The organism is Rhizobium sp. CIAT894 (assembly GCF_000172795.2).
Classification (GTDB): Bacteria; Pseudomonadota; Alphaproteobacteria; order Rhizobiales; family Rhizobiaceae; genus Rhizobium.
This window is the reverse complement of sequence record NZ_CP020947.1, coordinates 1,700,887-1,721,244: the sequence shown is the minus strand read 5'-3', so window position 1 is coordinate 1,721,244 and position 20,358 is coordinate 1,700,887. Positions and strand designations below refer to the sequence as shown.

Sequence of the window (20,358 nt, the reverse complement as noted above, 5' to 3'; positions counted from 1 at the left end):
GTTACTCCTTAGCGGATTTCGGCGCGGGCCCGAGGCCTGGTGTCGTTGCGTTCGTAGGCAAAGATCGCCGACGGCAGCGCCGGCAGGCCCCGGATGAGGTCCGATCCTTTTTCGCCGACCATGATCGTCGGCGCGTTGGTATTGCAGGACGGCACGCGCGGCATGACCGAGGAATCGCAGACGCGGAGACCTTCAAGGCCATGGACCTTGAGATCGAGCCCGACGACCGCATCCGGCCCCGTTCCCATCTTGCAGGTGCCCACAGGATGATGGTCGGTCTTGGCGTTGGCGCAGCCGTAGTCGAAGAGCTGCTCGTCAGTCATGACCTTAGGCCCGGGAAGCCTTTCGGCCATGACATAGGGCTTCAGCGCCGCCTGCTGCATGATTTCGCGGGCGATCTTGAGCCCCTCCAGGGACATCCTCCGATCGTGCGGATCGGACCAATAATTGGGATCGATCAAGGGCGCGGCAGCCGGATCTGACGATCCCAGGCGGACAGTTCCGCGGGAGCGCGGATGCAGATAGGCGGAGTTGAGCGTCACGCCCGCATTTTTCAGCCGCTCGACGCCGGCCTCGATACCCGATCCCAGGCCGAGATGGAATTGGATATCAGGAGAGCTTGCCTCGGGATCGGCGTACCAGAAGCCACCGGTCTCGAAGAGCGAGGACGCCACAGGACCGGTGCGGAACAGGACATATTGAAGACCCGCCCAAAGCGTGCGGTGCAGCTTGGCGACGCCATCATAGGTGTGATCGCCGGTGCACTCGGCGATGACGAACAGATCCAGGTGATCCTGCAGGTTGCCGCCGACACCGGGCAGATCGTGGAGCACCTTGACGCCGACCGATTTGAGATGATCGGCCGGCCCGATGCCGGACTGCAGAAGAAGCTTCGGCGATCCGATCGCACCCGAAGACACCAGGACCTCACGTTCGGCGCGCACGATTTCCAAGCCGCGAGCGGTCGCGATCTCGACGCCGACAGCGCGGCCTCCTTCGACGATGATCCGCGCGACGCGCGCGCCGGTCCGGACGGTCAAGTTCTTCCGGTCCCTGATCGGCGAGAGATAGGCGAGCGATGCCGAGGACCGGCGGCGGTTGCGCTGGGTCAGCTGATAAAATCCGACGCCCGCCTGCTGGCGACCGTTGAAATCATGATTATAGGGAATGCCGAGCTCCTGCCCTGCGCGGATATAGGCATCGCAGATCGGCAGCGCTGCCGCCGGCATCGAGACTCCCAGCGGACCGCCATAGGCGTGATAGTCGTCGGCGAAGCGCTGGTTGTCCTCGGCGCGTTTGAAATAGGGAAGGATCGAGCGATAATCCCAGCCTTCGCAGCCGTCTTCCCTGGCCCAGAGGTCATAATCGGCCGCATTTCCGCGCGTATAGAGCTGAGCGTTGATCGACGAGCCGCCACCGATGACCTTCGCTTGGGTATAACGAAGCACCCGGCCGTTCATGTGTTTCTGGGGAACGGTTTGCCATCCCCAGCTGGCCACGCCCTTGGTCATCTTGGCAAAGCCGGCGGGCATGTGAAAAAGAGGATTCCAATCGCCACCGCCCGCCTCGAGCAGGAGGACGCTGATATCGGGATCCTCGCTCAGCCGGCTTGCCAAAACGCAGCCCGCGGGACCCGCACCGGTGATGATATAGTCGAATGCCATCTTACTGTCCTATTTGGGTCCGGCGCACGCCAATGGATCCGTTGATGCCTGCAAATCTTTCGATGCGATGTGGTCCGCGACCCTCAGCGCCTGGCTGGCGACGGTGAGTGCGGGATTGACCGCGGCCGATGTCGGCAGGAAGCCGGCGTCGACGACGAAGAGGTTCTCGTGATCATAGGAACGGCAGTAGGGATCGAGCGGCGCCGTCGCGGGGTCGTTTCCGATGCGGACCGTTCCGCATTGATGAGAGGGCGTGCGCTTGTCGAAGGGCCGCGACAGCACGAGCGGAAATCCGATCGACTTCAGGATCGCCTTCAGCCTGGCGACCAGCGCCAGATGCGCATCCCAGTTGGTTCGCTGCCATTGGAGAATGATCCGGTCTCCATCGACCATGACGCGGCTTTCGGGATTGGGAACGTCCTCGCTCATCGCATAGAAGTCGATGGCATGGCTGGTGATGAAGCGTAACAGCCATTCCGGCGCCTGCGGCAGAGAACCCTTGAGGACTTTTTCTGAGATGCGGCCGAGGAGCTGCACGTTGCCGAGCGGCGGCCCTCCCTCCCCGTCGGAGAGATAGAAGTCGTTGAAGGCAAACGTCTTCTGGTAGATGGCGGTGTTCCGGAACCGCGGCGAGACGCCGATGACGGCGGAGGCATTGTGGTTCATGAAGTTGCGGCCCACCTGATCGGAGGAATTCGCCAGGCCCCTGGGGAAGCGGTCGTTCTTCGAGCACAGCAGAAGCGCCGACGACTGGACGGCGCCTGCCGAAAGGATGACGATCTCAGGCGAAACCGTCAGCGTCTGCCCATTCTTGACATAGGTGACGCGGTCGATCCGGCTCCCCGCCCCCGTGTCGAGCCTCGTCACGCGCGCATTGGTTTCGAGCCTGACGTTTTCATGCTTCAGCGCCAGCGCAAGCGCTGCTGTCTCGGCGTCCATCTTGCCGTCGCGTGCGTTCGGATGCGCATCCCAGGGTGTGCGCGCCTTGGCGAGCCAGGCGTCGAGGTCGAGGCCAAGCGGCAACGAAGACGGGTGCAGGCCTTTCTGCTTGAGGCGCGCCCTGATATCGGCGATCGGCGCCTCATCGGGCACCGGCGGGTAGGCGTAATCAGTCGAGTGGTACGGTTCGGTCGGATCGTCGCCCAGGCTGCCACGAACCTGGTACATCAGCTCCGCCTTCGAGTACCACGGCTCCAGCTCCTCATAGGGAAACGGCCAGGCCGGCGACACACCCTCGCGATGCCGGATGACGTCGAAGTCCTCCCTGCGGTAGCGCGACAAGACGGCGCCGTAGAATTTCGAATTGCCGCCGACATTATAATAGTTACCGGGATTGAAACCCTTGCCGTCTGCCTCGTACCAGGTTTCCTTCGGCCGAAAATGCCCGCGCTGGAAGATCGCGCGCTGATCACGATTGACGGGAAGATCGGCGATATGATCGCCGGCTTCGAGGATCAATATCTCAGCGCCGGTCGCGGCCAGGCCGGCGGCGACAGTGGAGCCTCCGACGCCTGAGCCGATGATGACGATGTCTGGGGAACTGTTCATATCAGCACCTGGCCGTCACACGATCCGCACCTGGCTTTCGGGATCGAAGAACACGGCCTTGTCGAGATTGAAGGCAAGACGAGTGTTCTGGCCTGGGGCGATGCCGGCATCGGCGCGCAGGCGGGCGACGACGGATTTTCCGCCGAGCTTGGTGACGGCGAAGGTGTCGGAGCCGGCGGGTTCGACGACCTCGATCAGGCAATCGTCCTCGGTGAGCGAACGCGCCTTGCGGTCGGCGCCGTCGGGATCGGTCAGGGCTTCCGGGCGGATGCCGAAGATCACCTGCCTGCCGGCATAGGCCGACAACCCGTTGGCGCCGGCGACCACCGGCAATCTCAGCGGCGCGCCATTCGGCCGTTCGAGTGCGACGGCAAGCCCGGAGGCGCCATTCTCGACGGTGGCGTTGAGCAGGTTCATCGCCGGCGATCCCATGAAGTCGGCGACGAAGAGATTGGCCGGGCTGTTATAGATCTCGGCCGGCGTGCCGAACTGCTGCAGCACCCCGTCCTTGAGCACGGCGATCTTGGTCGCCAGCGTCATCGCCTCGATCTGGTCGTGGGTGACATAGACGAAGGTGGTGCCCATGCGCTGGTGCAGCCGCTTGATCTCGGTGCGCATGTCGACACGCAGCTTGGCGTCGAGATTGGAGAGCGGCTCGTCGAACAGGAAGACCTGCGGATTGCGCACCAGCGCCCGGCCCATGGCGACACGCTGGCGCTGGCCGCCGGACAATTGCGACGGCTTGCGGTCGAGCAGATGGCCGATCTGCAGCATGTCGGAGACCTGTTTGATCGCCTTGGCCCGCTCCTCCTTGGGAACGCCGCGGATTTCCATGCCGAAGGCGATATTTCCAGCAACGGTCATGTTCGGATAGAGCGCATAGGACTGGAACACCATGGCGATGTCGCGCTTGGACGGATGCAGACCGCTAATGTCGCGCCCGTCGATCCTGATATCGCCGGAGGTGATCGTCTCCAGCCCGGCAATGGTGTTGAGCAGGGTCGACTTGCCGCAGCCGGAGGGGCCGACCAGCACGAGAAAGCCGCCCTTTTCGAGTTCGAGATCGATCCCCTTGAGGATGTCGACGGCGCCGAAGCGCTTTCTGAGACCGGAGATTTCCAGGAAGGCCATGACTTACCCTTTGACTGCGCCCGCCATCAGACCGCGCACGAAGTAGCGGCCGGCGAGGATATAGACGATGAGCGTCGGAACGGCCGCGATCATCGCCGCCGCCATGTTGACATTGTATTCGACCACCCCGGTCGAGGTGTTGACGACATTGTTCAAGGCCACCGTCATCGGCATGGAGTCGCCGGTGCCGGCATAGGCCGAGGCAAACAGGAAGTCGTTCCAGATATTGGTGAACTGGTAGATGACGGTGACGACGATGATCGGCAGCGAGTTCGGCAGCATGATGCGGCGGAAGATCTGGAAGAAGCTGGCGCCGTCGACCTGGGCGGCCCTGACCAGCTCGGTCGGAAAGGCCTCGTAGAAATTGCGGAAGAACAGCGTCGTGAAGCCCAAGCCATAGACGACATGGACGAAGACCAGGTTGACGGTCGAATTGCCGAAGCCGAAGTTCCAGCCCGTGGCGTTCTGCAGCGTCACCCCGAAGCGGCCGAGCGAGCCGAGGATGGTCGCCATCGGCAGCAGCACCGACTGGAACGGGATGAAGCAGGCAAACAGCATCAGCCCGAACACCAGCGTATGGCCGGGGAAACGCCATTTGGTCAGGATATAGCCGTTCAGCGCCCCCATGATGGTGGAGATCGCGACTGCCGGCACCACCATCTTGATCGAGTTCCAGAAGTAGCCCTTGATGCCGGCGCAGGTCAGCCCGACGCAGGCCTCGCCCCAGGCCTTGATCCAGGGATCGAAGGTCGGCGCCTCAGGCAGCGCCAGCATGTTGCCGTTCTGGATCTCGTCCATGGTCTTGAACGAGGTCGTCAGCATGACGAAGAGCGGCATCAGGTAGAGGATGGCGAAGATGACCAGCAGGCCGTAGATGACGATGCGGCCGATCAAGCGGGCGCTGTTGCCGCGCTCCGCTCCTTCGGCTGCCGATGCCGATGACGAACTGCCGATCGAAGAGGTCACGCTGCTCATCGCGCCTTCTCCTTCAGTTCGGAATAGAGATAGGGCACGATGATCGCCGAGATCGTCATCAGCATGATGATGGCGCTGGCCGAGCCGACGGCCATCTCGTTGCGCTTGAAGGTGTATTCATACATGAAGTTGGACGGCAGCCAGGCCGAGCCGCCCGGCCCGCCCGAGGTCAGCGCCACCACCAGATCGTAGGACTTGATCGCCATATGGGCGAGCACGATGAAGGCGGAGAGAAAGATCGGCCGCAGCAGCGGAATGACGATGCGGCGGTAGAGCTGGAAGGGCGAGGCGCCGTCGATCTCAGCCGCCTTCATGATCTCGCCGTCGATGCCGCGAAGCCCGGCGAGAAACATCGCCATGACGAAGCCCGAGGCCTGCCAGACGCCGGCGATGACGACGGTGTAGATGACGAAGTCCTTGTTCTTGATCCAGTCGAAGTGGAAGCTCGTCCAGCCGAAATGGTGCAGCGTCTGTTCCAGCCCGAGGCCGGGATCGAGGAACCACTTCCAGGCCACGCCGGTGACGATGAAGGAGAGCGCCATCGGATAAAGGAAGATCGGGCGCAACAGCCCCTCGCCGCGGATCTTCTGGTCGAGCAGGATGGCGAGGAAAAGGCCGAGCGCCAGACAGATGCCGACATAGAGAAAGCCGAAGATCGCCATGTTGGTGATCGAGGTGTACCAGGAGGACGGCGGATCGCTCTCGAAGGTCCAGCGCCACAGCCGCTGATAGGCGCGCGCGCCGGTCAGCGCATAGGAGGGAAAGGTCTTGGAATTGGTGAAGGACAGATAGGCCGTCCAGACGATGAAGCCGTAGACGAAGATGAGGGTGATGACGAAGCTCGGCGCCAACACGATCTTCGGTAGCGCATCCTGCAGCCGGCCCCGCAGCGAGACCCGCGTCGATCGCCCGGGTGTCAGAACCGGGTCGGTGGTCGCAACTGTGCTCATGGATATCATCTCCCTTCCCGCAGGATCGCTCGGCATTTATCGCTGCGGAGCCTGGAGCTTCCCCGCGAGGTCACGCGGGGAAGCATATTCATCGACGACCCTTAGCGGGCGTCGTCGATCGCCTGGACGAGCTGCTTGACGGCTTCGTCGGAGCTCTTGATCTGGCCGTGGACGAACTTCGAGACGACGTCCTTATAGGCATTGGCGATCGCCGGAGGCGCGCCGTAGCCCTGGGCGAGCGAACCGAACAGCGTGCCGCCCTCGTTGGCCGCCTTCAGGTCGGCGATGCCCTTCTTGCCGCAGGCGTCGAAGTCGGTGTCGGGAACGTCGGTACGGGCCGGCACCGACCCCTTGACGACGTTGAAGGCCGACTGGAAGCTCTTCGACAGCGTTGCCGTTGCCAGCGCCACCTGGGCCGCCTTGCGGTCGTCGGGGACGTTGAACATGCCGAACATGTCGGAGTTATAGATGACGCTGCCATCGGTGCCGGGGAAGCGGTAGCACAGGAAGTCCTTGTCCGGGGTCTTCTTGGCGGCGACGAATTCGCCCTTGGCCCAGTCGCCCATCACCTGCACCAGCGCATCACCCTTGATGACCATGGCGGTCGCCAGGTTCCAGTCGCGGCCGGAGAAGTTCGGATCGACGTATTTGACGATCTTCGCCAGGTTGTCGAAGGACTTCTTCATCGTGTCCGACTTCAGCGACGCCTCGTCGAGGTCGTTGAAGGCCTTCTTGTAGAATTCCGGGCCGCCGGTCGACAGCACGATGGAATCGAACATCGTCGCTTCCTGCCAGTTCTGGCCGCCGAGCGCCAAGGGGATGACACCTGCAGCTTTCGCCTTGTCGAGCAGGGCGATCAGGTCGTCGAAGCTCTTCGGCTGGGTGCCGCCGATCTTGTCCATCACAGCCTTGTTGATCCACAGCCAGTTGACCGAATGCACGTTGACCGGGGCTGCGACCCACTTGCCGTCATAGACGGAGAACTTCTGCAGGGCCGCCGGCACCGACTTGTCCCAGCCTTCCTTCTTGGCCGTCTCGGTCAGATCGCCCATCACGCCGGCCTGGGCATAATCGAGCACGGTATAACCCAGCATCTGCGAGGCCGTGGGATAGGTGCCCGCCGCCACCATCGCCTTCAGCGCCGTCATCGCCGCGTCACCGCCGCCGCCGGCAACCGGCACGTCCTTCCAGGCAAAACCTTCCTTCGACAGATCCTGCTTGAGGACGTTCAAAGCAGCCGCCTCGCCGCCCGACGTCCACCAGTGCAGCATCTGCACTTCCTTCACGTCGGCTGCGCGAGCGGACACGCCAGCGCCAGCTACAGCCAGTGCGATCACGGCAGTCGTTGTCAGAAACTTACGCATCAAAGAACCTCCCAGTTCCCGTTTGGAAGATGCGGAACCATTCCCGCATCCGATCACCCGCCCTCCTCAGGCGTAGTTTCATTGCCGGCTAAGCCGGATTTAGGCTCTCGGCATCCACCAATTGGTGCGCTTGCCGATATGCATGTTCAGCGTTTTGGTCTCCGTGTAGTCCTCGACCGCATGGCGGCCGAGCTCGCGGCCGAGGCCGCTCTGCTTGTAGCCGCCGAAGGGCAGCTCGGAGGCGCCGTCCATGAAGGTGTTCATCCAGATCGTGCCCGCCCGCACCGACCGGCCGATCGTCAGGCAGGTATCGAAATCGCGGCTCCAGACACCGGCCGACAGGCCGTAGTCGATGGAATTGGCGATGCTGACCGCTTCGGCAGTCGTCTCGAATGTCAGGACCGACAGGACCGGTCCAAAGACCTCCTCGCGCGCCACCGCCATGTCAGGGGTGACCGCTTCGAGGATCGTTGGCGACATGAACTGCCCCATGCCAAGGTCGAGCGTCTCGCCGCCATGGGCGACGCGGGCGCCGCTGCTCCTGGCGCCGGCGACATAGCCCGAGATCTTCTCCAGATGCTGCGGCGTGATGATCGCACCGACCTGCGTCGAGGGATCGAGGGGATCGCCGACCTTCACCGCCTTCGACAATTCGGCAATCCGTTTGACGACATCGGCAGCGACCGATTTGTGCAGGATCAACCGCGAGCCGGCGTTGCAGCACTCGCCGGCATTGAAATAGGCGCCGAAGACGGCGGCATCGATGAAGGCATCGAGGTCGGCATCGGGGAAAACGATCTGCGGGTTCTTGCCGCCCAGCTCCAGCGAAACCTTCTTCAGCGTCTGCGCCGCGTTCGACATCGTCAGTTTTCCGACACCGGTCGAGCCGGTGAAGGAGACCATGTCGACGTCTGGATGAGACGTCATGACCGCGCCGACCTCAGGTCCCGCGCCGGTGACAATGTTGACGACGCCCTCCGGAATGCCTGCCTGCTGCAGGATTTCGCCCAAGACGAGCGTCGATCCCGACGTCAGCTCAGAAGGCTTGACGACGGTCGTGCAGCCTGCGGCCAAAGCGAATGGCAGCTTCTGGCCGACGATCAGGAACGGAAAATTCCAGGGCGTGATGATCGATACCACACCGATCGCCTCGCGCAGGACGACGCCGAGCGTGCCGTCGCCGAGCGTGTTGTAGCTTTCGCCATGGAGGTCGCGTGCGAGAGCCGCCGCATAACGCCAGATGTCGACCGAGCCGGCAATTTCTCCCCGCACCTGGGTGATGGGCTTGCCCGCCTCGATGGCATCGAGAAACGCCAGCTCTTCGGCCCGCGCGGCGATCAGATCGGCAGCCTTGAGCAGGATGGCGGAGCGTTCGGATGCGGTCATCCGCCGCCACCGCCCTTGGTCGAAGGCCTTGCGTGCCGCAGCAATGGCGCGCTCGGCATCCTTCCGGCTGCCGGTCGAAAACCGGCTGACCACGACGCCATGGCTCGGCGCGATACGTTCGATCGGATCGGAGGCGCCGGCCTCCCATTTACCGTCGATCAGCATCTTGAAATCACGCGCCTTGTGGTCGCTGAGCGCCGTGGGGTTGACGAGAACCGTCATTACCATTCTCCCTTGAACGTTGCCGGGCGCTTCTCGCTGAACGATGCGACGCCCTCCTTCAGATCGCCGGTCTTGGCAGCGAGGATCGAGCCCAGGGCTTCGACCGCCGTTCCGTTGTCTTCGCCGTTCGCCGATGCGATCATCAGCTTGACGATCTCGATTGCGGCCGGACCTCTCGCGGCAATCCGCTCGGCATATTCCCTGGCGGCGGCGAGTGCGTTTCCGGTTGGAACCACCGCGTCGACGATCCCGAGCAGGCGGGCCTCTTCTGCAGTAAAAATCTCGCCGCCGAGCGCCATGCGCCGGACGGCCTGTGCGCCGAAGCGGCGCACGAGACGCTGGGTCCCCGACCAGCCCGGCACCATTCCAAGGCCGGTCTCCGGCAGGCCAATCTTGATGTGTTCCTCTGCGAGGCGAATGTCGGCAACACCCGCCAGCTCGAGCCCGCCTCCGAGAGCGTGGCCGTTCAGGGCCGCGACCAGTGGCACCCTCAGCGTCGCCAGCCTTTCGAAGATGCGGTGGCCGTGCCGCACCCAGGCATGGCCGAACTCCTGCGGCAGCATTCCGCCCCAGGCCTTGATATCGCCCCCGGCGGAAAAGCCCTTTCCTTCACCCGTCAGAACCGCAGCGCGCACATCCGGGTTCGCCTCGACTGCATCGGCGGCGTCCGCCAATGCCTTCAGCATATCGAGATCGAGCGCGTTCAGCTTCTCCGGACGAGAAATCGTCAAGGTCGCAACATGTCCGTCGATATCGATCCTGACTGTTCCGCTAGCCATGGAAAGTACCCTCCAGCGTCCTTGCGCTTTTGGCTGGAAGCGACAGGCCGATGCCGGCCTCGCCGAAGAGTGCCGCATCCATGACCTTCAGATCGGGCGCGACGATCAGCGGAAATCCGGACTGATCGAGGATCTGGGACTGAAGATCGACGCCGGGCGCGATTTCGGTGAGGACGATACCATCAGGCGTCAGCTTCATCACGCACCGCTCAGTGACATAGATGATATCCTGCCCCTGTTCGATCGCCCGCCTGCCGCTGAAGGTGACGTGTTCGACCTCATTGACGAGCTTCTTCAGCTTGCCTTCCCTCTCGATGGCGAGAGCCCCATCGGCGATCGAAAGCTTCGCGCCGGCGTTGAACATGCCGGAGAAGACGATCTTCTTTGCCCGCGCGGTGATGTCGACGAAGCCGCCGGCGCCGGCCGTCACATGCGGCCGGAAGGAAAGTTTGGAGACGTTGACCGACCCATCCTTGCCGATTTCGAGGAAGGAGAGCAGCGAGGCATCGAAGCCCGCGCCCTGAAAGTAAGTGAACTGATAGGGGGACGGCATATAGGCGTCGGCATTGGAGGCACAGCCGAAGGCGAAATCGAGCAGCGGCACCCCACCGACCGCGCCTTGCTCGATGACCCAGGTGACGGCGCCGTGGAGCCCCTCCTCCAGCAGGATGCGCGGCACGTTGGCCGAGATGCCGAAGCCGAGATTGACGCAGCTTCCCGCTTGCAGCTCCTGCGCGACGCGGCGCGCAATGACCTTCTGAACATTGAATTCCGGAACGTGGAAACTATCGAGCGGGCGGAAGATCTCTCCCGAAATCGCCGGATCGTACGCCGTCTGCGTCGTCTGCTTCTGATCGGGATCGACGACGATATAGTCGACCAACATTCCCGGCACACGGACGTCATGCGGCTTCAGCGAGCCTTCCTTGGTGATCCGCTTGACCTGGGCGATGACGATGCCGCCATTGTTGCGCACGGCAAGCGCCTGATCGAGGCCGCCGAGATAGGCGCCTTCATGTTCATATGTCAGGTTGCCGCGCTCATCGGCAGTGGTGGCGCGGATAATGGCGACCTGAGGGACGATCGAGGGGAAGAACAGCCAGTCGTCGCCTTCGAAGCTGACGCGCTTGACCACCTGTTGTTCCGAAGCCAGTTCGTTCATCGCGCAGCCCTGCCGCCGGGGGTCGACGAAGGTGTCGACGCCGACCTTGGTCAGCACGCCCGGCCGCTTGGCGGCGGCTTCGCGATGGATGTCGAACAGGATGCCGGAGGGAATATTGTAGGCCGGGATCTCGTTGTTGGTGATCATCTGCCAGATCAGCGGCGGCTCGGACGATGACGGCCCGGATGGATAGGAGCCGCCGATGATGCACTTGAGCAGGCCTTTCCTCGCGATGTAGTCGACGCCCTTGATGCCGCTCATGTCGCCGGCGGCGATCGGGTGCAGAGTCGTCAAATCACGGGGATGGCCGGTCGCCTCGAAACGCTCGCCGATCGCCTTCAGCATCAGGTCCGGGCAACCGAGACCGCTCGAAGACGATACCGTGACGACAGCGCCATCCGGGATGAGCGCGGCCGCTTCGGCTGGGGTGAGATGCTTCTTCATGGGCATTACTCGGCGTCCTGTTTCGATTTTACGCTCTTGCCGGCCTTTGCCGGCGTGGTCCTGCCGGCGCCGCAGCTTTCGCGAACGACCAGCCGAACGGCTGTCGTCACCGTCTCCGCCTCGGCCTTGCCGGCATTGATCTGCTTGAGCAGCATCTGTGCGCCGCGGCGCCCGATACCCTGCGGATCGACCGAGACCGTCGTCAGCGCCGGAACCGCTGCCTGCGCCTCGATGACGTCGTCGAAGCCCACCACGGCGAAGTCGGCGCCGGGCTCCAGGCGGCGCGCCCGCAACCCGTCGCAAACGCCGAAGGCCACGGCATCGTTGAAGCAGACGGCCGCGGTCGGCCGCCGGCCGAGCGCAATTGCTTTTCCGATCGCCTCTACCCCGCCGGCCCGCGACGGCGCCGACGCGATGACGAGTTCTTCGTGATAATCGAGCCCAGCCGCCTCCACGCCGCTGCGATAACCGGCAAGCCTGTCGTCGAAGACGGCGGTGTCGGGAAAGCCGCCGAGGAAAGCGATGCGTTTGTGGCCGAGCCCGGCGAGATGCCTGACCGCCGACATCATGCCGGCCCGGTTGTCGGAGACGATCGACGAGACCTTGGCGCCGGGCAGGTTTCGCACGACGACCACGACCGGAATGCCGGCCGCAACAAGCGGCTTGAAGTCGGCGGCATCGGTGGCGCGCGCCGGCGAGACGATGAGGCCGGAAATGCCGTGCTCCCGCATCGATGCGACAACCTCCCGCTGCCGGTCGATGCTCTCGCCGGTGTTCGACAGGAACTGCACGAAGCCGGCCGACTGGACGACCATATCGACACCGACCGCCAGCTCGGCAAAAAAGCTGTTCGTCAGATCGTTGACGACGACCCCGACGATCCGCGACTTGGCGCCGGCCTGGCGAAGATTGGCGGCGCCGCGATTGTAGACGTAGCCGAGTTCGCGCATCACCGCATTGACCTTGGAGCGCGTCCCCTCATTGACCAGGGAGGAGCCCTGCAGCACCAGCGACACCGTCGACTTGGAGACGCCGGCGGCTTTTGCGATATCAATGACGGTGACCCGCGCCTTTGTCATTCTTCCTCCCGACCACGACGTCAACTGATGGATAAATATTTGGAACGTTCCAAATATGTCAAGAAAAAATTTGCGCAGGCGCCTTCATTCCGACGTTTTAAAGCAGATTTCCTGACTCCCTGTATCGCAATCTGCATTCAGAAAATTGGAACGTTCTAAACGTGGGAAGCACGCAAGAGACATCCGCCGACATTCTCGAGCACGAGAAAGCTGCGTTTTTTCTGCGATAGCACGAGGCCAATCCGAGGCTGGTATTTTTCACTGCATCGACTACAAGTCGAAATGAAGCGCCGGTCAGAGAGCGATCGTGACCTGAGTATATTGTCAAACCTACTGAGTTTTTTTATGAAAATTTTCAGAGCTTTTCGTGCTCGTCGCCCCATTTGCGCAGCCACGTTGGGATTTCTATTCGGTCCGGATTTGGTTATGGCCTATCTCGGGCGCGGCTGGAATGCCATCGCTTACTCTATCGGCGGCGTCGGCTTCTTTATCGCGCAACTCTGGTTGCTTGATACTCCGTCGACCGGCGTTTTTGGGTATTTGCTGATCTTTGCCTGGCGTCTGATCGCCCTGCTGCATGGTTATCGCACGGCAAAGAAGATGCCCGCGAACATCATGCTCCCCTGGTACTCGCGGTGGTACAGTCTCGCTCTGATCTTTTCGATTGTACCGCTCACCTTGGCGATGCTGGCTCGCAGCTTCCTCTTCCAGCCATTCACGATCCCGTCGAGTTCCATGCTGCCAAACTTGCGAAGCGGCGACTACATGTTCGCGCAAAAATACGTCTACGGGTACAGCCGCTATTCGTTCCCCTACGGGTTTGGGCCGGCGCATCGTATGTTTGGGCATGGACCGGAGCGAGGAGACGTCGTCGTGTTCCGGTGGTCGATGAACCCCGGGGTCGATTTCGTGAAACGCGTCGTCGGCCTGCCGGGTGACCGCATTCAGATGAAATCGGGTATTCTCTACTTGAACGGCACCGCAGTCGAGCGCGAGCCGGCGGGTGATTTGACCTATCAATCAGTGACGGTGCAAGTTTTTAAAGAGACGCTGCCATCTGGCCGCAGCTATATGATCGTTGAGCAAGTGGACAACGCCCGTGGCGACAACACCAGGGAATTCACTGTCCCCGACGGGTATTATTTCGTGCTGGGCGACAATCGCGACAACAGCCTGGATAGCCGCTTCGATATGGGATTCGTCCCAGATGACAACATATATGCAAAGGCAGCGATCGTGCTTTTCAATTCCGAGGATAAATCGCGGCAGACGTCGTGGATCCAATAGGCTTGAGGGCACCCATCCTCTGGTGTCCGCGCCATCGCTCGACATTCTCGACCGACAGAAAAGCGATCAGGATCCTCTGGAGAAAGGATGAGTGTCGCTGCCATCGGTGGTTGCTTTGAATGATGTGACATTGCCCTCTCTTCACGTGAAGACGTCGAATCGATAGCCATTAGCGAAACTTTATCGTTTCTGACGAATGCTACGGATACGTGCAACGTGCCAGATCTGCAGCAGGGCCGGATGATGCCACACTCTTTTGAGTCCATTCTGGAGAACCTGCCGCAGGGTATCGTTCTCCTTGATCCTGCCAACAGGGTGAGGGCTTTCAACTCCCGCACGCTGGATATTCTCGGACTGCCCGATGGAGCCATCGGCAGAGGAATGACTATCGACGGATTGCCGGGCACCGCCGATTGCCGCGCAGCCGCATGCCGGCAGTCGACGACTGACAGGCCGCACACGTCTCAGTTTGCGCTTTCCGACGGACGGATGGTCTCATTGACCTGCGCCCCATCGAAGGATGGAGGCTGGATCCTGAGCTATGAAGACATATCTACCCTCATCCGCGTCGAAGACAGCCTGACCGAACAACATCACAGGTTCGACGCGGCCCTTAGCAACATGCCGCATGGGCTGTGCATGTTCGATTCGAAAAAGAACCTGATCCTGTGCAACCCATCCTATGCACGGATGTACAATCTGCCGGATCTGCTGACGCAACCAGGGACGCCACTGGTCGATATCCTGGCCTATCGCAGCCGCGAGGGAAATGGACCGGCCGACACCGCGACCTATTTCGATGTGGTATTCGAAGCGACGGCGCGCGGTGCGGTGGCCAGCCAGAATATCGTGCTCACCGATGAACGCGTCATCAAAATCACCCACAATCCGATGCAAAACGGTGGTTACGTGGCCACCCACGAAGACGTCACCAAGACGGTGCGGCTTGCCGAAGAACTGCGCCGGCATCACGATCAACTCGAAACGACGGTGCAGAGCCGCACGGCCGAGGTCGAGCGGCAGGCGCGGGAACTCGAGCGAATGCTTGCGCAGGAGCGAAACATCAACGAATTGCAGCGGCAGTTCGTGGCAATGGCATCCCATGAGTTCCGAACCCCGCTCGCCATCATCGACGCTGCCGCCCAGCGGCTGTTGCGTAAAAGAGGAGCAGTCGAGCCGGAATTTCTCGGCGACAAGGTCGACCAGATCCGCGCATCGGTAAACCGGATCGTCGATCTCATGGAGAGCATCCTGTCAGCCGGACGCCTCGACGCCGGCAAGATCGATATCAGCTATGACGCCTGCGCGTTGAGATCGCTGATCAGAAGCTGCTGCGAGCGGCAGTCGACGATCGCCAAGACACACGCCTTTGTGCTTGATATCGATGGGCTGCCGGAATTCATCGACGCCGATCCCCGCACTTTGGCGCAGGTCTTTACCAACCTGCTGTCCAATGCCGTCAAATACGCGCCCGGAACCTCGGAAATTCGCGTCACGGCATGGGAGGAGACGGGAAACGTCAAAGTCTCGATCAGCGATGACGGCGTGGGGATCGATCCCGAAGACATACCCCGGCTGTTCCAGCGCTATTTTCGTGCCGGCACGTCGACCGGGATTGCCGGAACGGGCATCGGTCTCAATCTGGTGAAGCAGATCGTCGAACTGCACCACGGTTCCATAGAGGTTCGAAGCGCAAGAGGATGCGGATCGACCTTCACCGTTACCCTTCCGATCAAGCGAACCGATAATGCTTCCGACAACAGTGACGCTGCCTGATATTTCAGGATTGCTGTCCTGCATATCTACCCTATCCTTCTCGCTATAGAGGAGGACCATGCCATGGCTTTCATTCACACCCCCAATGCATCCGCCAGCGAAAAGACGACGTCGATGTATGCGTCGGCGGAAGCGAATTATGGTTATCTGCCGAATATGTACCGGGCCTTCGGACACCGGCCGGAGGTGATGGAGAACTGGGCAGCGCTGCTTTCCAGCATTCGCGGCCATATGAGCCTCAGGCGCTATGAGTTGGTGACGCTGGCGGCCGCCAAGGAGCTGAAATCCTCCTATTGCATGCTGGCGCATGGCTCGGTGCTGCTGCGCGAGGGTTTTACCAGCGACGGGCTGACGGCTGTCGTCAACGAGACGGAGAAGGCGCCGATCGATGCCGGCGAACGCGCCATCATGGCCTTTGCCGCCAAGGTGGCGCGCGATGCGACGTCGGTCACTCAGCAAGACATAGACGGGCTGAAGAAACACGGGCTGAGCGATGCCGAGGTTTTCGACGTCACGGCTGCGGCGGCCGCCCGCTGCTTCTTCTCAAAAATGCTGGATGCGCTGGGGGCTGCACCCGACCACGCCTATATCGAGCGGCTGGAGCCGAATGTGCGCAAAGCGCTCAGCGTCGGCCGGGAAGTCGAACGGCCTCTGGCGCCCTCGTCATCGCGCGGCACATCGCAATGATGATGGGGTAAAGGCAGGACGTTCGGACGGCCGCCTTTGTGGCCTTGGTCCTCCTCGCCCCTATTCCGGTTTGTCGGCAAAATGCCGGATCGCAAATTCGGCGATATTCTGACTCGAACGATCGGCATCGTCGAGCAGCGATGGAAACAGCTGCCACTGATGCGGCATGCCCGGCCAGACCTCAGTGGTGACGTCCACACCCGCCTGGCGCGCCTTATCGGCGAGCCGCAGCGTATCGTCGAGCAGGGCTTCGCCGGAGCCGACCTGCAGCAGCAGCGGCGGAAAACCCGCCATATCGGCATAAAGCGGCGATGCCTGAGGATCGGTCGGAGATCGGCTGCCAAGATAGGCCTTGCGCAAGGTCTCGATCGAGGCCTTGCCGAGCAACGGATCGCTATCGGCATTCGCTGTCATCGATCCGCCGGTTGCGGCAAGATCGGTGATGGGACTGAGCGCCACCACGGCCGCCGGCAACGGCTTTGCCGCTTGCCTCTGACGCAGCACCGTCTCGATCGCGATATTGCCGCCGGCGCCGTCTCCGGCGACGACGACGTTATCGCTGCGATAGCCATTGTCGAGAAGCCAGCGATAGGCCGTCAGCGCGTCGTTGATCTGCGCGGGATAGGTATATTCAGGCGTCAGCCGATACTCGATCAGAAGAACGTCGCTGGATGCGGCCTTGGCGAGCGAGCCGGCAAGCAGGCTGTGCGTGCGGATGGAGCCGCCGGAAAAGCCGCCGCCATGAATATAGAGGATCACCCTTTCGCCGATCGGGTGATGCAGACGGGCGGGCCACATCAGCTCGGCATCGACGCCGTCGGCATCGATTTGCCGGACCTGGACGCGTGTCGGCCCCGGCATCGTCTCCATCAGCGTCCGAAAGGCCGTCCGCTGCTGCTGCAGGCTGTCGGCGCCGGTAAAATGATCCTTCCAGAGGCCGATGAGTTTTTCCACCTGCTCGCGCGAGACCTGGCTTTGCGGTCCGATGTCGTTTCCGACCGCTGCCGATGCCGCGAGCATCGACGCAGCCAGGACGGCACACAGACAAGCAAGCCGCTTTGGAGTTCTTCGAATACCGGCCGGCAAAATCCCACCACTCATCAACTTCTCCCGACGATGCTGGTCATGCGGCATCTTTGGCCGGTTCGACCAGCGGAGTCAAAAGGGACAAGCCAGACACTCGAGCTTTTTCATTCTCTCTGCTGTGGCGGGAATGAAGGCCGGCTGCTGCCCGTCCACCATGGGCTTCATCAGCCTGCTCCTCGAAAAAAATCGACAATGCCCGCCGGGCGCGGCTTGCCATTTGCGGCGGATCCGTCGGAAATGGGTTCAGCGCCTGCCTGCCCCCAACCCCGGCGCTTCGTCTCGCGCGTGAGTGAAGGATGTCGATGACCACCATTTACCTTGCCGGCCCGGAAGTCTTTCTTCCGGATGCCATGTCCATCATGGCCGAAAAACGTCGATTGGCCCGCCAGTTCGGCTTCGAGCCGACCGGTCCCGGCAGCGACGAAAACCAGACGCCGGTGAAGCGGACGGCCGCCGAGATCTACGCCCGCAATGACGACGCCATGCGTCGAGCCGAGATCTGCCTTGCCAATGTCACTCCCTTTCGCGGCGTCAGTGCCGATCCGGGCACCGTCTACGAGGTCGGCTTCATGATTGCGCTCGGAAAAGCGGTCTTTGCCTACACCAACCACCCCGACGACTATGGGCTGCGCGTTCGCTCGATCTGGTATGCGGGACGTGAGATCGACGAGACGAGCGGGCGCCCTCGCGGACCGGATGGCATCGCGATCGAAAATCATGGCATGGCCGACAATCTGATGATCGACGGTGGGATCGAGGCGACGGGAGGCAGGATGTTTCGTGCAGCCGCGCTCCCGGCGGATCCTGCCCGCGACCTGGCGGTCTATTTTGCGGCGCTTCAGGCGATCGCCGGCATGCGGGCCGATGGCGGCCATGCCTGAACCCATTTCGGGAAGATACCGATAGGGCAAAATCGGCACTCGTCCTGGGCCGAACCCCTGTATCGGAAACGATCCTGGCTCTGGTCACGCAGCTCGATCGGGAAAACCGGCGCGGCAGTTGATGAGTGGAAAAGGCGGCAGGGAAAACCCCGGCCGCCCTCGCTTATTTTCCGACCTGCTCGGCCCAGCTCGGCGCCTTGCCGCCGCCGTCGAGAAAGGTCATCGCCATGTTCGCCATCAGCGGCGAGGCGAAGGTCTCGTAATGGGTGAGATCGGGCAGGATCGCCAGCCGGTTCTTCGACATACTCAAGGATGATGGCGGTCATGGCTTCCCGACAGTGCGCTTCGAAATTTCCCGTCGGCCTTTATGCCATTCCTATATTTTCGCCCGCTCACCCGAATGGATTTCCTATCGCGGTCGGCAGTAGACTCTTGTCGTCATTGCAAAGGTCAAATGCCATGCGAAATGTCATGTCCTCCGGCTTCCAGCCCCGTCGTCCCCATAAGATCACACGCAACAGCCAGCAGGTACGCGAGAAGCGCACCGCCTTGGCGCTGATCGTCTTCGGCGTGGTGCTCGCCTGCGTCGAAGTCTACATCGTCTACGCCGCGCTCTGAGGCGCGAGAGTGAAGCGGCGAGCCGAAAACCGGGCTCCAACTTTTCCTTAACCGGCATGCTGGTAAAATCTGGTCGCAAAGACTTCAGACACCACGAGACCGATGCCGAAACCGAACTTCCGCTTCACCCATTACGATCTCAAGGAACAGCGCGCCGGAACGATCGTCGAGGTGTCGTTGAATGCGGTGAACAATGTTCGTCTGATGACGGCGCCGAATTTCCAGCGCTTCACCGAGGTTCTCGATTTCAAATATATCGGCGGCGTGGCGCGTAAATCACCGGTCAAGATCGCCGTCCCCGAAAGCGGCCACTGGCATGTCGTCGTCGATATGGAAGGCCATCACGGGCTGGCGGAATCCGCCGTCAAGGTGACCGCCGCGCCTGTCAATCAGAAGACGCCGCGCCCTTCTTGAGCTTTGCAGCACTTTTCCGACGCTCAAGGGCGAGGAAAAACCGTGATCATCTGACGCCCGATCGTGTTGATCTTGATCACGATCAATGAAACAGGCCGCGACGTCGGTCAGGATTCTCCGGTGGTGAGGATTATCCCCCGCCGCCAGCTGCAGGTCGGCTTACCATTCATGCTCTGATGGCGGAGGGAGGAGCAGCAGACAATGATCTTCATCACCTGGGGCAGTCCATGACTTCGAACCCGATCGATCGTATCACCGATATCATCGATCCAGGCGATGCGCTCGGCGAAGTTCTTTTCGGATTGATCATGGCACTGACGTTGACGGTCGGGTCGAGGCTTGTTGTTAAAGAAGAGGGCTTAGATGCCCAGGAATTGATCGCCGCAACAATCGGATGCAACGTCGCCTGGGGGATCATTGATGCCGTCTTGTTCATTCTGGGAACAACGTTTTACAAGAGCAGGCGGCTGCGCCTCTTTCGGCAAATCAAAGCTGCGGGAAGCGAGACTGCGGCGCTCAAGATGCTCGCAAAAGAATTTCCGATCGAAGAAGCACCGTTTTCTGCAAAGGCCGGCGATGCGGACGCGCTCTATCGATCACTGCTGACGCTCGCGCGCAGGGCAGATCCTGTGAAGGCGTCACTCTCGAAAGGCGATCTGTTTGCCGCAATCGCGGTCTTCGCTCTGGTCTCGGCGACATCAATTCCGGCCGTTATCCCTTTCGTTTTCATCGACAGTGCACACCTTGCACTGAGAACCAGCAACCTGTTTCTCATCATGCTGCTGTTTGTGACGGGTTATGCGTGGGCGAAATTTTCCGGAGGCAGGCCTTTTTATGCCGGGATGACGATGACGGGTCTCGGACTGCTTCTGGTCGCAATCGCGATCGCGCTTGGCGGCTGAGCC

19 protein-coding genes and 1 pseudogene are annotated in these 20,358 nt (G+C 61.6%); 7 read left to right on the top strand and 13 right to left on the bottom strand.

Annotated elements, in window-relative coordinates; genetic code table 11:
* Nucleotides 1–8 precede the first annotated feature (8 nt).
* From RHEC894_RS08555 to RHEC894_RS08510, 10 genes are all read right to left on the bottom strand, one after another.
* A complete protein-coding gene (locus RHEC894_RS08555) occupies nt 9–1,664 on the bottom strand; it encodes a GMC family oxidoreductase N-terminal domain-containing protein (protein ID WP_085736943.1) in 1,656 nt (551 codons plus the stop codon).
* 9 nt (nt 1,665–1,673) lie between these two features.
* Nucleotides 1,674–3,212, bottom strand: a complete 1,539-nt coding sequence (locus RHEC894_RS08550; RefSeq protein WP_085736942.1) for a GMC family oxidoreductase — start codon at nt 3,210–3,212, stop codon at nt 1,674–1,676.
* Between the two features lie 15 nt (nt 3,213–3,227).
* The gene (locus RHEC894_RS08545) at nt 3,228–4,343 is read right to left on the bottom strand and encodes an ABC transporter ATP-binding protein (RefSeq protein ID WP_085736941.1); all 1,116 of its coding nucleotides are present in this window, start codon (nt 4,341–4,343) and stop codon (nt 3,228–3,230) included.
* Between the two features lie 3 nt (nt 4,344–4,346).
* Entirely contained in the window at nt 4,347–5,318 is a 972-nt protein-coding gene (locus tag RHEC894_RS08540) for a carbohydrate ABC transporter permease (RefSeq protein WP_085736940.1), read from the bottom strand.
* Nucleotides 5,315–6,268 carry a sugar ABC transporter permease gene (locus RHEC894_RS08535; RefSeq protein ID WP_085736939.1) on the bottom strand — a complete coding sequence of 318 codons (954 nt, stop codon included), beginning with the start codon at nt 6,266–6,268 and terminating at the stop codon, nt 5,315–5,317. Before RHEC894_RS08535 ends, RHEC894_RS08540 begins: the two co-directional genes overlap by 4 nt.
* Before the next feature lie 101 nt (nt 6,269–6,369).
* Nucleotides 6,370–7,632, bottom strand: coding sequence for an ABC transporter substrate-binding protein (locus RHEC894_RS08530; RefSeq protein ID WP_085736938.1), 1,263 nt, complete (start codon nt 7,630–7,632; stop codon nt 6,370–6,372).
* A 99-nt stretch (nt 7,633–7,731) separates the two neighbouring features.
* Entirely contained in the window at nt 7,732–9,240 is a 1,509-nt protein-coding gene (locus RHEC894_RS08525; protein ID WP_085736937.1) for an aldehyde dehydrogenase family protein, read from the bottom strand.
* Nucleotides 9,240–10,019: an enoyl-CoA hydratase/isomerase family protein gene (locus RHEC894_RS08520; protein ID WP_085736936.1), complete on the bottom strand. Its 780-nt coding sequence runs from the start codon at nt 10,017–10,019 to the stop codon at nt 9,240–9,242. The genes RHEC894_RS08525 and RHEC894_RS08520 overlap by 1 nt, the downstream gene beginning before the upstream one ends.
* Nucleotides 10,012–11,625: an acyl CoA:acetate/3-ketoacid CoA transferase gene (locus RHEC894_RS08515; protein ID WP_206427917.1), complete on the bottom strand. Its 1,614-nt coding sequence runs from the start codon at nt 11,623–11,625 to the stop codon at nt 10,012–10,014. The genes RHEC894_RS08520 and RHEC894_RS08515 overlap by 8 nt, the downstream gene beginning before the upstream one ends.
* Nucleotides 11,626–11,630: 5 nt before the next feature.
* Nucleotides 11,631–12,704: a LacI family DNA-binding transcriptional regulator gene (locus RHEC894_RS08510; protein ID WP_085736934.1), complete on the bottom strand. Its 1,074-nt coding sequence runs from the start codon at nt 12,702–12,704 to the stop codon at nt 11,631–11,633.
* A gap of 426 nt (nt 12,705–13,130) precedes the next feature.
* On the opposite strand from RHEC894_RS08510, the gene lepB reads away from it, so the two are divergent.
* The 3 genes from lepB (at nt 13,131) to RHEC894_RS08495 (ending at nt 16,454) form a co-directional block, all read left to right on the top strand.
* Nucleotides 13,131–13,991, top strand: coding sequence for a signal peptidase I (lepB, locus tag RHEC894_RS08505; protein WP_085736933.1), 861 nt, complete (start codon nt 13,131–13,133; stop codon nt 13,989–13,991).
* 240 nt (nt 13,992–14,231) lie between these two features.
* Complete coding sequence (locus RHEC894_RS08500) at nt 14,232–15,767, top strand: PAS-domain containing protein (RefSeq protein ID WP_085736932.1); 1,536 nt, start codon at nt 14,232–14,234, stop codon at nt 15,765–15,767.
* A gap of 63 nt (nt 15,768–15,830) precedes the next feature.
* Nucleotides 15,831–16,454: a carboxymuconolactone decarboxylase family protein gene (locus RHEC894_RS08495; protein WP_010063646.1), complete on the top strand. Its 624-nt coding sequence runs from the start codon at nt 15,831–15,833 to the stop codon at nt 16,452–16,454.
* A 60-nt stretch (nt 16,455–16,514) separates the two neighbouring features.
* On the opposite strand, the gene RHEC894_RS08490 is transcribed toward RHEC894_RS08495, so the two are convergent.
* Both RHEC894_RS08490 and RHEC894_RS32340 read right to left on the bottom strand, forming a co-directional pair.
* Nucleotides 16,515–17,486, bottom strand: a complete 972-nt coding sequence (locus RHEC894_RS08490; protein ID WP_206427916.1) for an alpha/beta hydrolase — start codon at nt 17,484–17,486, stop codon at nt 16,515–16,517.
* 91 nt (nt 17,487–17,577) lie between these two features.
* Nucleotides 17,578–17,853 (bottom strand): hypothetical protein, encoded by a 276-nt coding sequence (locus RHEC894_RS32340; protein WP_125460953.1) that lies wholly within the window; start codon nt 17,851–17,853, stop codon nt 17,578–17,580.
* Here RHEC894_RS32340 and RHEC894_RS08485 point away from each other — a divergent pair.
* Nucleotides 17,843–18,421, top strand: a complete 579-nt coding sequence (locus tag RHEC894_RS08485; protein WP_010068427.1) for a nucleoside 2-deoxyribosyltransferase — start codon at nt 17,843–17,845, stop codon at nt 18,419–18,421. The two genes, RHEC894_RS32340 and RHEC894_RS08485, sit on opposite strands and share 11 nt — an antisense overlap.
* A gap of 163 nt (nt 18,422–18,584) precedes the next feature.
* Here the strand turns inward: RHEC894_RS08485 and RHEC894_RS32335 are convergent.
* Nucleotides 18,585–18,728: pseudogene (locus RHEC894_RS32335) on the bottom strand (alpha/beta hydrolase); the annotation flags it as partial.
* Nucleotides 18,729–18,880: 152 nt separating this feature from the next.
* On the opposite strand from RHEC894_RS32335, the gene RHEC894_RS32920 reads away from it, so the two are divergent.
* The 3 genes from RHEC894_RS32920 (at nt 18,881) to RHEC894_RS08475 (ending at nt 20,355) form a co-directional block, all read left to right on the top strand.
* The gene (locus tag RHEC894_RS32920) at nt 18,881–19,039 is read left to right on the top strand and encodes a hypothetical protein (protein WP_164517655.1); all 159 of its coding nucleotides are present in this window, start codon (nt 18,881–18,883) and stop codon (nt 19,037–19,039) included.
* A 102-nt stretch (nt 19,040–19,141) separates the two neighbouring features.
* Entirely contained in the window at nt 19,142–19,453 is a 312-nt protein-coding gene (locus RHEC894_RS08480; protein ID WP_085736930.1) for a DUF1883 domain-containing protein, read from the top strand.
* A 227-nt stretch (nt 19,454–19,680) separates the two neighbouring features.
* Entirely contained in the window at nt 19,681–20,355 is a 675-nt protein-coding gene (locus RHEC894_RS08475) for a VIT1/CCC1 transporter family protein (protein ID WP_085736929.1), read from the top strand.
* Nucleotides 20,356–20,358: the final 3 nt, after the last annotated feature.

Bases quoted from the DNA above. Each gene is read 5' to 3' on its own strand.
- RHEC894_RS08550 (WP_085736942.1), bottom strand. From the start codon at position 3,212: ATGAACAGTTCCCCAGACATCGTCATCATCGGCTCAGGCGTCGGAGGC.
- RHEC894_RS08515 (WP_206427917.1), bottom strand. From the start codon at position 11,625: ATGAAGAAGCATCTCACCCCAGCCGAAGCGGCCGCGCTCATCCCGGAT.
- RHEC894_RS08510 (WP_085736934.1), bottom strand. From the start codon at position 12,704: ATGACAAAGGCGCGGGTCACCGTCATTGATATCGCAAAAGCCGCCGGC.
- RHEC894_RS08525 (WP_085736937.1), bottom strand. From the start codon at position 9,240: ATGACGGTTCTCGTCAACCCCACGGCGCTCAGCGACCACAAGGCGCGT.
- RHEC894_RS08535 (WP_085736939.1), bottom strand. From the start codon at position 6,268: ATGAGCACAGTTGCGACCACCGACCCGGTTCTGACACCCGGGCGATCG.
- RHEC894_RS08540 (WP_085736940.1), bottom strand. From the start codon at position 5,318: ATGAGCAGCGTGACCTCTTCGATCGGCAGTTCGTCATCGGCATCGGCA.
- RHEC894_RS08500 (WP_085736932.1), top strand. From the start codon at position 14,232: ATGATGCCACACTCTTTTGAGTCCATTCTGGAGAACCTGCCGCAGGGT.
- RHEC894_RS08545 (WP_085736941.1), bottom strand. From the start codon at position 4,343: ATGGCCTTCCTGGAAATCTCCGGTCTCAGAAAGCGCTTCGGCGCCGTC.
- RHEC894_RS08530 (WP_085736938.1), bottom strand. From the start codon at position 7,632: ATGCGTAAGTTTCTGACAACGACTGCCGTGATCGCACTGGCTGTAGCT.
- RHEC894_RS08485 (WP_010068427.1), top strand. From the start codon at position 17,843: ATGACCACCATTTACCTTGCCGGCCCGGAAGTCTTTCTTCCGGATGCC.
- RHEC894_RS32920 (WP_164517655.1), top strand. From the start codon at position 18,881: ATGCGAAATGTCATGTCCTCCGGCTTCCAGCCCCGTCGTCCCCATAAG.
- RHEC894_RS08480 (WP_085736930.1), top strand. From the start codon at position 19,142: ATGCCGAAACCGAACTTCCGCTTCACCCATTACGATCTCAAGGAACAG.
- RHEC894_RS08475 (WP_085736929.1), top strand. From the start codon at position 19,681: ATGACTTCGAACCCGATCGATCGTATCACCGATATCATCGATCCAGGC.
- RHEC894_RS08495 (WP_010063646.1), top strand. From the start codon at position 15,831: ATGGCTTTCATTCACACCCCCAATGCATCCGCCAGCGAAAAGACGACG.
- RHEC894_RS32340 (WP_125460953.1), bottom strand. From the start codon at position 17,853: ATGGTGGTCATCGACATCCTTCACTCACGCGCGAGACGAAGCGCCGGG.
- RHEC894_RS08520 (WP_085736936.1), bottom strand. From the start codon at position 10,019: ATGGCTAGCGGAACAGTCAGGATCGATATCGACGGACATGTTGCGACC.
- lepB (WP_085736933.1), top strand. From the start codon at position 13,131: ATGGCCTATCTCGGGCGCGGCTGGAATGCCATCGCTTACTCTATCGGC.
- RHEC894_RS08555 (WP_085736943.1), bottom strand. From the start codon at position 1,664: ATGGCATTCGACTATATCATCACCGGTGCGGGTCCCGCGGGCTGCGTT.